The sequence below is a fragment of the Blautia coccoides genome, assembly GCF_034355335.1.
Taxonomy (GTDB): domain Bacteria; phylum Bacillota; class Clostridia; order Lachnospirales; family Lachnospiraceae; genus Blautia; species Blautia producta.
This window is the reverse complement of the sequence record NZ_CP136422.1, coordinates 357,208-371,209: the sequence shown is the minus strand read 5'-3', so window position 1 is coordinate 371,209 and position 14,002 is coordinate 357,208. Positions and strand designations below refer to the sequence as shown.

Genomic DNA, 14,002 nt, shown 5'->3' with positions numbered 1-14,002 from the left:
TCATTTTCCGGAAAAGCGGTCTTTTGTATGTTTTGCAAGTAACTGTAAAGGTACTAAACGGTTACATCCTGCTTTATTCTTCTGTCAATTCGGCTTCTTCTTCCTCCTCGGAAAGTTCCACCTCATCCACCTCATCTGTCAACTGGAGAACTTCCTCTTCATCCTCAGCCGGAAGTACATCCAGTGCTTCCGCCAGTTCGAGTTCATCCTCATCATAATCTTCTTCATCCTCAGCCAAATCTGTATCCAGCTTGATGTTGGAGTAGCACTTCATTCCTGTTCCCGCAGGAATCAGTTTACCGATGATAACATTCTCTTTCAGACCGATCAGTGGATCGATCTTGCCCTTGATGGCTGCTTCAGTCAGAACCTTTGTGGTCTCCTGGAAGGAAGCTGCGGACAAGAAGGAGTTGGTTGCCAGAGATGCTTTGGTGATACCCAGCATTACCTGTTTTCCGTCTGCCGGTTCTTTGCCCTCTTCTATGAGCTTCTCGTTCTCTTCCTCGTAGTCCAGAACGTCAACCAGGGTACCCGGCAGGAATTCTGTATCTCCGTTGTCCTCGATGCGGATCTTCTTCAGCATCTGGCGAACGATAACCTCGATATGCTTATCATTGATCTCAACACCCTGCAGACGGTATACACGCTGTACTTCCTGGATCATATAATCCTGAACAGCACGAACGCCCTTGATCTTCAGAATGTCATGAGGATTGACACTACCCTCTGTCAGCTCATCACCGGCCTCCAGATACTGTCCGTCCTGAACCTTGATACGAGAGCCGTAAGGAATCAGGTAAGTCTTGGAGTTACCGTCCTCATTATCTGTAACGATGATTTCACGTTTCTTCTTTGTATCCTTCAGTGTTGCAATACCTTTGATCTCTGTGATGATTGCAAGACCTTTCGGCTTCCTTGCCTCAAAAAGCTCCTCCACACGGGGAAGACCCTGTGTGATATCGCCGCCGGCAACACCACCGGTATGGAAGGTACGCATGGTAAGCTGTGTACCTGGTTCACCGATAGACTGGGCTGCGATAATACCTACAGACTCACCTACCTGAACAGGCTCACCGGTTGCCATGTTGGCACCGTAGCATTTTGCACACACACCGATATGGCACTTACATGTGAGGATAGTACGGATCTTAACGGAATCATAAGATTTGCCATCCTCTTTCACTCCCTCATTGACCACACGTGCGGCGCGCTTTGGAGTGATCATATGGTTTGCCTTGACGATCACTTCGCCTTTGGCGTTCTTGATGGTCTCACAAGAGAAACGTCCTGTGATACGTTCCTGAAGACTTTCAATCTCTTCTTTTCCGTCCATGAAGGCTTTTACCCACATACCCGGAATCTCGCCTCTGTCTTCACAGCAGTCCACTTCCCGGACGATCAGATCCTGGGAAACGTCAACCAGACGTCTTGTCAGGTAACCGGAGTCAGCGGTACGCAGGGCTGTATCAGACAGACCTTTACGTGCACCATGAGCGGACATGAAGTATTCCAGTACGTCAAGACCCTCACGGAAGTTTGACTTGATGGGCAGCTCGATGGTGTGACCTGTCGTATCAGCCATCAGACCACGCATACCGGCAAGCTGTTTGATCTGCTTATCGGAACCACGGGCACCGGAGTCAGCCATCATAAAGATGTTGTTGTACTTATCAAGTCCTGTCAGCAGGGCTTTGGTAAGCTCATCATCGGTCTTCTTCCATGTCTCAACTACTTCTTTATATCTCTCTTCCTCCGTGATAAGACCACGTTTGAAGTTCTTGGTGATAAGGTCAACCGTATCCTGTGCCTTTTGGATCATCTCAGGTTTCTGAGGCGGCACTGTCATATCAGAGATAGATACGGTCATGGCAGCTCTGGTTGAGTATTTGTAACCTGTGGCTTTGATCTTATCCAGCACCTCTGCGGTTCTGGTAGCGCCGTGGGTATTGATTACTTTTTCCAGAATCTGTTTTAACTGTTTCTTGCCTACCAGGAAATCAACTTCCAGCTTCAGTTCATTGCCCGGTACAGACCGGTCCACAAAACCTAAATCCTGCGGAATGATTTCATTGAACAGGAAACGTCCCAGTGTGGAATCCACCATGTCTTCCATTACGGTGCCGTCCGGCTGTGTCTTGCTGCAAAGTACATGAATTCTGGTCTGCAGTGTAATATATCCGTTTTCATAAGCCAGGATGGCTTCATTTACGCTCTTGAAATATTTGCCTTCACCTTTAACGCCCGGTCTCTCCTGTGTCAGATAGTAGATACCAAGGACCATATCCTGTGAAGGAACAGCCACCGGACCACCGTCAGACGGTTTCAGCAGGTTGTTTGGAGACAGAAGCAGGAAACGGCACTCTGCCTGAGCCTCAACGGACAGGGGAAGATGAACAGCCATCTGGTCACCATCAAAGTCGGCGTTGAACGCGGTACATACAAGGGGATGCAGCTTGATCGCTTTACCCTCAACCAGAATAGGCTCAAATGCCTGGATACCCAGACGATGCAGTGTAGGAGCACGGTTTAACATGACAGGATGCTCTTTGATGACATCTTCCAGAACATCCCATACTTCAGGTTCCAGCTTCTCTACCATCTTCTTGGCATTCTTAATGTTATGGGCAGTGCCGTTGCTCACCAGCTCTTTCATAACAAAAGGCTTGAACAGCTCAATCGCCATCTCTTTTGGCAGACCGCACTGGAATATCTTCAATTCAGGTCCAACCACGATAACAGAACGGCCTGAGTAGTCAACTCGTTTACCCAGAAGGTTCTGACGGAAACGGCCTGATTTACCTTTCAGCATATCGGAAAGGGACTTCAGCGCACGGTTACCCGGTCCTGTGACCGGACGGCCCCGGCGTCCATTGTCAATCAGGGCATCAACAGCTTCCTGGAGCATTCTCTTCTCATTGCGGACAATGATATCAGGAGCGCCCAGTTCAAGCAGTCTTTTCAGACGGTTATTTCTGTTGATGATCCTTCTATATAAATCATTTAAGTCGGATGTGGCGAAACGTCCGCCGTCCAGCTGAACCATAGGACGAAGGTCCGGCGGAATTACAGGCACAACTGTCATGATCATCCACTCCGGACGGTTTCCGGATTCACGGAAAGCTTCCACAACCTCAAGACGCTTTACGATACGTGCGCGCTTCTGGCCTGTGGAATCCTTGAGGCCTGCTTTCAGCTCTTTGGATTCTCTTTCCAGGTCAATAGCCTCCAGCAGTTCCATAACAGACTCTGCTCCCATTCCTACACGGAATGCGCCGTCACCGTATTTTTCTCTGGCATCCTGGAACTCTTTCTCTGTCAGTACCTGTTTGTACTGCAGTTCCGTGGTGCCTGCGTCCAGTACGATATAGTTGGCAAAGTACAGGACTTTTTCCAGGGATCTCGGGGAAAGATCCAGGATCAGTCCCATTCTGGACGGAATACCCTTGAAGTACCAGATATGGGAGACCGGTGCTGCCAGTTCAATATGGCCCATGCGCTCCCTGCGGACGCTGGCTTTTGTCACCTCAACGCCGCATCGGTCACAGACAACGCCTTTATAACGGATTTTCTTGTATTTACCGCAGTGACATTCCCAGTCTTTGCTCGGTCCGAAAATCCTCTCGCAGAACAGGCCGTCTTTTTCCGGTTTCAGGGTTCTATAGTTAATGGTTTCCGGTTTTTTAACCTCGCCTCTGGACCAGTCCCGGATTTTCTCCGGGGACGCCAATCCGATTTTGATGGCATCAAAGGTCATCGGCTGATATGCCTCTTTATTTGCTGTTTCTGGCATTGTGGACTCCTTTCCTTACTCCTCGACAAGAGTATCATCATCTAAGCTCAAGAATGCTTCTTCATCCTCTTCCGGCTCATCCTCCACGTCTACTAATTCTTCACCCTCGAATTCCTGTTTTGAGAATCCGTAGTCTCCGTAATCTTCTTCGCCGCGGTGTTTGGAATCACCTTCAATGATGGAGCGCATATCTGTCTCGCCATAGTCGATATTCTCCATGATTTCCACTTCTGTCATGTCTTCTCTGAGGACTCTGACATCCAGACCCAAGGACTGCAGCTCCTTCAAAAGTACCTTGAAGGACTCCGGAATACCAGGCTCCGGAATATTGTCGCCCTTGATAATCGCTTCATAAGTTTTCACACGTCCGATCACATCATCGGATTTCACTGTCAGGATCTCCTGCAGTGTATAGGAAGCACCATATGCTTCCAGTGCCCAAACCTCCATCTCTCCGAAACGCTGACCGCCGAACTGGGCTTTACCACCCAGAGGCTGCTGTGTAACCAGGGAGTATGGGCCTGTGGAACGTGCGTGGATCTTATCATCTACCAAGTGATGCAGCTTCAGATAGTGCATGTGTCCGATGGTTACAGGGCTGTCAAAATATTCACCTGTACGTCCGTCACGAAGTCTTACCTTACCGTCACGGGAGATCGGCACGCCTTTCCACAGCTCTCTGTGAGCTCTGTTATCGTAAAGGAACTGTAAAACTTCAGGGCGCATTGTATCTTTATGCTTTGCCTCAAAGTCTTCCCATTCCATGTTCACATAATCATTTGCAAGATCCAGGGTATCCTGGATATCATTCTCATTGGCACCGTCAAATACCGGTGTAGCAATGTTAAATCCAAGGGCTTTTGCCGCAAGACTCAGATGGATCTCCAGCACCTGTCCGATATTCATACGGGAAGGCACACCCAGAGGGTTCAGTACAATGTCCAGCGCGCGTCCGTTTGGCAAGAACGGCATATCCTCAACAGGAAGCACACGGGAAACAACACCCTTGTTACCATGACGGCCGGCCATCTTATCACCCACAGAAATCTTTCTCTTCTGCGCAATATAGATGCGGACTGCCTGATTGACACCGGGAGACAGCTCATCGCCGTTCTCTCTTGTAAATACTTTTGCGTCTACAACGATACCGTACTCACCGTGAGGAACCTTCAGGGAAGTATCACGCACTTCACGGGCTTTTTCACCGAAAATAGCGCGGAGCAGTCTCTCCTCTGCAGTCAGCTCTGTCTCTCCCTTGGGAGTTACTTTACCAACCAGGATATCACCTGCGCGGACCTCAGCACCGATACGGATAATGCCGCGCTCGTCCAGATCTTTTAATGCATCGTCACCAACGCCCGGAACATCACGTGTGATCTCTTCCGGTCCTAACTTTGTATCTCTGGCTTCTGCCTCATATTCTTCAATATGCACAGAAGTATAGACATCATCCTGTACCAGTCTCTCACTTAACAGAACGGCATCCTCGTAATTGTAGCCCTCCCAGGTCATGAAACCGATCAGGGGGTTCTTGCCAAGAGCCAGCTCACCGTTTGCGGTGGAAGGTCCGTCAGCAATTACCTGTCCCTCTTCCACATGCTCTCCCTTGGTCACAATGGGTCTCTGGTTATAGCAGTTGCTCTGGTTACTTCTCATGAACTTAGTAAGACGGTAAGTATCTTTTGTACCATCATCATTGCGCATAACAATTTCTTTTGACGCCGCACACTCTATGGTACCGGCTTTTTTAGCCACTACACAGACACCGGAGTCAACGGCTGCCTTCACTTCCATACCGGTTCCTACAACAGGAGCCTCTGTGGTGAGAAGGGGCACAGCCTGGCGCTGCATGTTGGATCCCATCAGGGCACGGTTGGCATCATCGTTCTGCAGGAATGGGATGAGGGCTGTAGCTACTGAGAACACCATCTTCGGAGATACGTCCATGTAGTCAAACATATGGCGTTCATATTCCTGTGTTTCATCCAGATAACGTCCGGAAACGTTCTTATGGATAAAGTGTCCTTCTTCGTCCAGCGGCTCATTAGCCTGCGCAACATGGTAGTTATCCTCTTCATCTGCGGTCATATAGACAACCTCGTCTGTAACCCGCGGATTTTTAGGATCTGTTTTGTCGATCTTACGGTACGGAGCTTCCACAAAACCGTACTGATTGATCCTGGCGTAGGATGCCAGGGAGTTGATCAGACCGATGTTAGGACCCTCAGGAGTCTCGATAGGGCACATTCTTCCGTAATGGGAGTAATGTACATCTCGAACCTCGAAACCTGCACGGTCTCGTGACAGACCGCCGGGGCCTAATGCGGAAAGACGTCTCTTATGGGTCAGCTCACCCAGAGGGTTGTTCTGATCCATGAACTGTGACAACTGGGAGGAACCAAAGAATTCCTTCACGGCTGCTGTTACCGGTTTGATATTGATCAGGGACTGGGGAGAAATACCCTCCATATCCTGTGTTGTCATTCTCTCGCGAACCACACGCTCCAGTCTGGAAAGACCGATCCTGTACTGGTTCTGCAGCAGTTCACCTACTGCACGGATACGTCTGTTGCCCAGATGGTCGATATCGTCATCGTTGCCCAGACCATATTCCAGATGCATGTTATAGTTAATGGAAGCAAGGATATCTTCTTTTGTGATATGCTTCGGAATCAGCTCGTGGATCTCACGGCGGACTGCGTCCTTGATATCCTCAATATCCTCATTCTCTTCCAGTATCTTAGCCAGAACAGGATAGTACACAAGCTCTGTCACTCCCACCTCAGCGGGATCAACGTCCACATAATTGGTGATATCCACCATCATGCTGGAAAGGACTTTGATGTTGCGCTCTTCACCCTGGATCCATACATAGGGAACTGCCGCGTTCTGGATCTGGTCAGCCAGTTCTTTTGATACGACTGTGCCGGCCTCTGCCATGATCTCACCTGTTGTGGTATCCACAACCTCCTCAGCCAGTACATGGCCTGCGATGCGGTTTCTCAGCAGTAACTTTTTGTTGAATTTGTAACGGCCTACTTTTGCCAGGTCGTAACGTCTTGGGTCAAAGAACATACTGGTGATCAGGCTCTCTGCGCTTTCCACAGCCAGCGGCTCACCCGGACGGATCTTTTTGTATAACTCCAGAAGACCTTCCTGATAACTCTCAGCAGTGTCTTTTGTAAAGCTGGCTAATATCTTCGGTTCCTCACCGAATAACTCTATAATTTCTGCATTCGTGCCGATACCTAAAGCACGAATCAAAACTGTAATAGGGACTTTTCTAGTTCTGTCTACACGTACATAGAATACGTCATTGGAGTCGGTCTCATATTCCAGCCATGCACCCCTGTTCGGGATAACAGTACAGGAATAAAGGGTTTTGCCCAGTTTATCGTGAGCGATAGCGTAATAAATGCCCGGAGAACGCACAAGCTGGCTGACAATAACTCGTTCAGCGCCGTTGATCACGAAGGTACCGGTTGCAGTCATTAACGGCAGATCACCCATGAAAATTTCATGTTCACTGATCTCGTCATTCTCTCTGTTGTATAATTTTACCCTTACTTTCAGAGGAGCTGCAAAAGTAGCGTCCCTCTCCTTGCATTCCTCGATGGAGTATTTAACCTCATCTTCACACAAAGTAAAGTCAACAAATTCCAAGCTCAATTTACCGCTGTAGTCGGCGATTGGAGAGATATCTTCAAAAACTTCTTTTAGACCTTCGTCCAGAAACCACTGGTAAGAGTCTTTCTGTACTTCAATGAGGTTCGGCATTTCCAGTACCTCTTTCTGGCGCTGGTAGGTCATTCTCATGCTCTTACCGGTTGTAATGGGACGGATTCTATTTTTCTCCATTGACGTTTCACCCCTTGTATGTTTTAATTTTATTATGCTTATACCTGAGCCCTTGATCGAAAGTTTCCTATAATAAGGTTAATTTCATTCATAAATAGAACAACAGGCATAACTTGCCATAATAGTGCATTTCTCACTATAACACACCCTGTCAAGCCTGTCAACCATTTTTTGTTAAAATATTTTTAGGTGTTTTTACAGCATTTCCTGCAGTCTTTCCACATCTTTGATATGCATCTCCTGCCCCTGTATGCTGAAATATCCCTCTTTTCCCATCAGTTTTAATTCCTGGTTCAGCGATGACCGACTCACATGGAGCATATTTGCCATAACCGACTGAGAAACCGGCATCGGGATCACTTCCTCCACCACAATATCGTTCATTCCCACGATCCAGTAGGCTATCCTCTCACGGATAGTTTGATAATTCAGACAATTGAGATAGAGCTGGTCTTTCAGACCCCGCTGCGATATATAGAGCAGCAAAGAATACATCAGCAGGTTGTCCCGCTCCAGCATTTCCTCCAGAACCTCCACAGGGATCCAGGCCACTGTGGATTTTTTCGCAGCCACCAGGGTATAGGTGTAATATCTCTTTCCGGAAAAGTAGAGCAGCTCCGGAAAAATATCATTCTTTTCAAAATAGGCATTGCAAAGCTCATCCCCGTTGACTGTGTGGCTCACCGCCTTCAGGATGCCGTCCAGTACGATTCCAAAATAGTTGATCTTGCTCCCCTGTGGATATATGATCTCTGACCTCTGATATGTCTTGCGATTCATATACGGCCGATAAATGCAGCTTCCCATACAGAGATCAGCAAAAGGAAGCGGACAGCTTTTTTTCGTGTCCTCAAAAAACTTATGCATTTCTATCCCTCCCAACATTAGAGTATCCCAGAAAAAAAGAAACGCAAAGAGGGGCTGTCAAAACAGCTCCTCTCTGCGTTTTATTCTTCTTATTCCAATGGTCTGTCCAAAATATCACACAAATCATCATAATCCTTCTCGCCATTGAACCTCTGGACCTCTTCCCCGTTTTTGTAGATCACAACGACAGGAATTCCTCCGATATGGCACGCATCCAGCAGATCCTGATTGGAATCCACATCAACATAGCGTACCTCATACATTCCCTCATACTCTTCCATGAGGGCTTCCTCCAGAACAGGATGAAGTGCCTTGCAGTGTACACAGCGCTCTGCTCCGAACAGCACGAGAACCGGTCTTCCTTCTACTTTAAGTACATCATCATTCCAGTTTGACATAGTCACCGGTTTGAAAAAGTCTGTATTCACTTCAAAGACTTTTTCCCTCTGTGTCACATCTTCCTCGTCGTCTGTGGCCACACACAGTGCCACATCTTGATAATACGGCAAAGTTCCTTCAATATCAATGATTTTTTTCGCTCCGAAGGCTCCTGCTCCCGGTACCCTGTAGGTTATGTTGTCAATAGGCGCGATGGGAACCTCCGTGGGAACCGGTTCCTGGGGCACATAACTATAAGGGTAACGGTAAGCGCGGTAGATCATATTATTCTTAGGCCCTTTTTCATTATGTGTATAATATGGTGATATCCATTCCCACACGATCTCATGTTCCGGTGTCACTTCGATCACGCGGCCGTCTGAACCTTCCGTGACCATAGTATTTCCATTGGGCAGGCGCTGTGCGCTGCTGACATAGGGACTGTAAAATTTGCTGGCGTCAGTGGGAACCGCATGGCCCAGTTCCTTTGGAGTCAGTTTCCAGACCACCTCCAGTGTTACCGGGTTAAACTCCAGCACGCGGCTGTAATCACGCAGGGCATTTTTTACACCGATGGGAGCTGATGGGTTCGGCACCCCGTATCCGCCCCAGCCGCCATTGTCAAATACCATCAGGTTGCCTTCGCCTGGCAGACCCTTGGGGATCATGTGGAAATGATGCTGGCCAATGATCCAGCCCATTTTTTTAAGCTCCGGAGAAGCATTAAAATCAGGTCCGATACGCCATACGATCTTGCCGGTTTCCTTATCAAGGATTGCAAGGATGTTGGCCTCTCTGCAGTCAAAAATAATGTTTTCCGGTTTGAACCGCATATCTCCCTGGTCATACCATTTATTCGGTCCCAGGTAGCTCATGCAGTTTACATGCAGGTAGTCGCCTACGCCTCCGTCTGAGGAACGCATATTGGGGTCCCTGAAAAGTGCGTTTTTAGCCGCTTCATCAAATCCAAGCTCATCGAAGTGCTCGCTGATGGACCATTTCCACAGAATATTGCCCTCCCAGTCCACTTCGATCATAGCGTCATCCAAAAGCTTTTTATCAGATATTTTCGGGTTTCTGATCGTCTGGTGTACCAGGATCAGTGTATTGCCTTCCAGCGGTTTTGCATCCATCCCGGGAACATAGTATCCCACAGGATTTCCCTCTCTCTGATAGTCATGGTGCTGGCGTGCCATCCAGCGGTGATCCCTTCCCGGGTCATCAATATCTTCAAAATGATCAAATTCCCAGACAATATTTCCATCGTAATCAATCTCGATCAGGTTGACACCGTCCTGCATCCCGTAATCAGGATGACGGTACCCTGACAGACCCATCACATACCCGCCCGGAAGCAGTTTCGGCGGCATGGCATGCATATTCCAGCGTCTGATCTCATTTCCGTTCATGTCGAACAGCAGAACGCCGTCATTGATCAGCGGAACAATCGTATATCCGCTCCAGCATTTCTCCGGATTGTAAACAGTGACTCCGTGTGGAAAAACAAGTGGCTGACCCATAATCTATAACCTCCTGAAATCAATCATAATATTTTTTATAATAGGATAAAATCCGTTGACAGTTACACTACTTTACTTCCAATAATTTACCGTTTTCATAAAATGCAGTTGACACTGTGCGTTCTACCTTCAGGTTCTGATACAGAAGATTCTGACGGGTAATGTCCTGGCGGTAAACCTTCCATTCTCCCCGAAGCTGCTGTTCCAGATCTGACACTGCCTGAATCTCTTCATTACTATAAGGATTGTAGAACACAAATGCTATTTTACCTGAATCGGGGCTTAAAATACTTTCAATCTGGTTAAGCTCCTTAACATAGCGTTCAGAGGCCACGGCAGCCACTGCGCCGTCTGCCGCGGAGGTGACAACCTGACGCAAAAATGTCTGCCTGCAGTCTCCTACTGCATAAAGCCCCGGCACACTGGTCTCCATCTTATCGCTGACTTTGATATAGCCGCTCCTGTCACATGTGACCATCTCGCGCACCGGCTCTGTCTGCGGCACCATGCCCACAAAGAAAAACAGTCCGTCTGCTTTTACCTCATGTGCCTGACCTGTCTCAACATTTTTCAGTACAAGGGATTCCACATGGTCACTGCCTTTGATCTCCTGAACCGTGGAACTCCAACAGAAGTCAATCTTAGGATTCTTATAAGCATGTTCCGCTGATACCTCATTACAGTCGAGGTGCCCCTCTTCATGCAGTACTATGATCGTAACCTTAGAGGCAAATCCTGTCAGATAATCGGCTTCCTCAACCGCCTGGTCTCCTGCTCCCAGTACATAAATCTCTTTGCCTTTAAAGAATTCCGCATCGCAAGTAGCACAGTAAGCCACACCGTGTCCCACAAATTCTTTTTCTCCGGGAATCCCCAGCTCTCTCGGACGGGTACCCAGATCCAGGATTACACTGCGGGCCTTAAAGTCCCCTCTTCTCTTTGTGCTGACAATAAAAAGGTTCTCTTCCTTTTTAACCGCCGTTGCTGTAGTCCGCTTCAGCTCCACGGTGGGATGACTGGATGCATGTTCCCTGAACCGCTCCATCAGGTGCTGGCCGCTGTCCACCATAGTACCGGGATAATTGCGGACTTCATAGGTATCGTTGATCCTCCCGCCATAGCTTCCCTTTTCCAGAAGAAGGGTTTTCCGTTCGGATCTGCCTGCATATATAGCAGCCGCAAGACCGGCAGGACCGCCGCCCACGATGATCAGATCATAAATTGATTCCATACTTTCATCTCCTATTCTATTTTTCTATTGAATTGTTGCTTTCACTGTTTTATCCGAGGCCTCTCTTCCCACTCCCGTCGCCACCCAGAATATACAGATTCCGGTGAGGATCAGACAGTAAAAAGAGGAGCAGAAAATCTGGAACGGTGTCACTGCAGGCAGATAGCTGTGCTTCTGCACCATTTCATTGATGATCGTCACACTGCCCATTACAAAAGCACTGTTAATGGGAATGATGGAACTAAAGTTTGTCGCGTTAGCTGTCAGCAGGATACTCCGGCGCTCCGGCGAAATACCGCTCTCCTGGCCAATCCTGTCTGCCATGTCTCCAAACATCAGAATTGACGGCAGTACACATCCCGCAAGAAGAATGTTGATGATCACGATCCCTAAAGTGAGAACTGTCTCAGCTCCCCGTTTTGTCTTAGTAAACTTTCCGGACAGGATAAGGCTGCAGCATTTTTCAAGCATTCCTCCATCCACCGCCACCGCGATCAGTCCGTAAAGCAGGATCGTGGACACAGCCACATCCAAAATGCCATAAATACCTTCAAATATAATGCCGTTCAGCCCGGCAGTCTCATAGTCTATACTCACAATATCCGAAAATGTGAACAGACCTGCGATCAGCCCCACTGCAAGGCCTGTAACAATTGCAAAGGAAAGTCCTTCAAACAAGTTGCCCGTCTTAAAGCAGATACACAGCAGTACAGCAACAGGTACCAGCATCCAGAGGCCTCTTGCATCAGAGAACTGGGAGAGCTGAGTCATATCTCCCATGACTCCTCCTCCGGCGCCGAATATGAGATACAGCACTACCGTGACTGCTCCCGCAGCCAGAATATAAGGCGTTCTCTGTCTCAAAACAGAAAGCATTCCGGCCGGTCTTCCTGTTCCCTGTTCATGTTGTGTCATCACTGTGGTGTTGATCACCTGTGAACTGGGAGAAAGTGCATCTCCGAAAAAGATTCCGCTGATCAGCGCTCCGGTCAGCATGGCCGGGCTTGCCCCCATAAGAATTCCCGGGGGATAAAAAATAGGAAGCACTGCAAACAATGCCGCGATCGGGGCTCCTGCACCCATAGAGATCACTGCTGAGGCTAAGAAAGCGAAGACCACGAACCCGCTTTTCGTAATACCAAGCTGAAGGCTCAGCCAGATAAATCCGCCTCCAATATTTCCTGTCATCATGAGCTTAGAGAAAATGCCTATAATGAGGAAGATAAAGATAAGCCTTGAATTTCCGTACTGTGCCAATCCATGTACAATAGAATCCCAGTATTTCCCTTTGTTCCTGCACAGGAAGAAGCCTGCCAGAAGTGAGATGACCGCCGCGAAGATCAACCCTTTCATTGAATAATAATGAAGCCCTACCGAAAATATTCCGCCTATCAGTATGTACAGCGCAAACGGCATCATGGCAAATGCCTGACTGCCCCAAAAAACCAATTTGGGTTTTTCTGTTCCTATGCTGTCCACCCCCGTTTCCTTTAGATAGTTAAAAGTATAACACGCAAAAAAAACTTTACCTGTTCGCGCGCCAACACTTACACAATTTTTTTCAAAATGCCGCGGTTTTTTTGACAAAACCCACAAAAGACCGGCGGCATCAGGTTCTCTTTTCCTGATGCCGCCGGTCTTTTATTTAACAAGAAACCCTTCCCATATCGGAGGTTCCCGCCGCATCCTGTACCTTCCTTATGAGGTTATGCGGACTGGGGTTTATCTATGTTGAAAAAATCTTTTCTTGGATTCCCTGAACCTGAATATATATCTGCTTGTATAGATCACTGCTATTATAAGCATTCCGAAGGATATACCCGCACAGAGTGACGCAGCATTGCCGGTAATTCCCCTGTCAGCCAAACCCATTCCTTCCAATATAATAGAAACGATAAAACTCACAACACCGATCCATGAAAAGATATGCAGTTTTTTCATGAGCCTCATCTTCTCATCATTGCTGTAATCCGCAACCTTCAATACGGTTTCCTCTAAATCTTTATTCATCTTCTCATCCTTCCTTTCTCCATCCAGCAGTTCCCTGAGATCCACATCATAATAATCTGCCATCTCAACGAGAATATCCAAATCCGGCATATTGCTGCCTGTTTCCCATCGTGAAACAGTCCTCCCGGTAACATGGAAATACTCCGCCAACTGCTCCTGGGTCAGCCCTTTTTCTTTGCGAAGTTCTTTAAAAAAACTTCCTGTCTTTTTCTGATCCAATTCATTGCTCCTCCTTTCAACAATAGTATAGTTCAGAAACGATGTAATTTAACACGACATGAAGTGAGAAATACCGTATTTAAGCCCTGGACATACCGTGTCCGGCCATAAACATGTATCTCCTCTCCT

General features: G+C 47.8%; 7 protein-coding genes. All 7 read right to left on the bottom strand.

Going from position 1 to position 14,002, the window contains the following annotated elements; translation table 11 throughout:
• Positions 1–73: 73 nt before the first annotated feature.
• Positions 74–3,790: a DNA-directed RNA polymerase subunit beta' gene (gene rpoC, locus BLCOC_RS01630; protein WP_018596939.1), complete on the bottom strand. Its 3,717-nt coding sequence runs from the start codon at positions 3,788–3,790 to the stop codon at positions 74–76.
• Positions 3,791–3,805: 15 nt separating this feature from the next.
• A complete protein-coding gene (gene rpoB / locus BLCOC_RS01625; protein WP_115624164.1) occupies positions 3,806–7,648 on the bottom strand; it encodes a DNA-directed RNA polymerase subunit beta in 3,843 nt (1,280 codons plus the stop codon).
• Between the two features lie 195 nt (positions 7,649–7,843).
• The gene (locus BLCOC_RS01620; RefSeq protein WP_115624163.1) at positions 7,844–8,515 is read right to left on the bottom strand and encodes a Crp/Fnr family transcriptional regulator; all 672 of its coding nucleotides are present in this window, start codon (positions 8,513–8,515) and stop codon (positions 7,844–7,846) included.
• Positions 8,516–8,604: 89 nt separating this feature from the next.
• Positions 8,605–10,413 carry an aryl-sulfate sulfotransferase gene (locus tag BLCOC_RS01615; RefSeq protein ID WP_115624162.1) on the bottom strand — a complete coding sequence of 603 codons (1,809 nt, stop codon included), beginning with the start codon at positions 10,411–10,413 and terminating at the stop codon, positions 8,605–8,607.
• 67 nt (positions 10,414–10,480) lie between these two features.
• Positions 10,481–11,644 (bottom strand): NAD(P)/FAD-dependent oxidoreductase, encoded by a 1,164-nt coding sequence (locus BLCOC_RS01610; RefSeq protein ID WP_115624161.1) that lies wholly within the window; start codon positions 11,642–11,644, stop codon positions 10,481–10,483.
• A 24-nt stretch (positions 11,645–11,668) separates the two neighbouring features.
• Positions 11,669–13,114 carry a Na+/H+ antiporter NhaC family protein gene (locus tag BLCOC_RS01605; protein WP_115625520.1) on the bottom strand — a complete coding sequence of 482 codons (1,446 nt, stop codon included), beginning with the start codon at positions 13,112–13,114 and terminating at the stop codon, positions 11,669–11,671.
• A gap of 252 nt (positions 13,115–13,366) precedes the next feature.
• Positions 13,367–13,873 carry a helix-turn-helix domain-containing protein gene (locus tag BLCOC_RS01600; protein ID WP_115624160.1) on the bottom strand — a complete coding sequence of 169 codons (507 nt, stop codon included), beginning with the start codon at positions 13,871–13,873 and terminating at the stop codon, positions 13,367–13,369.
• Positions 13,874–14,002: the final 129 nt, after the last annotated feature.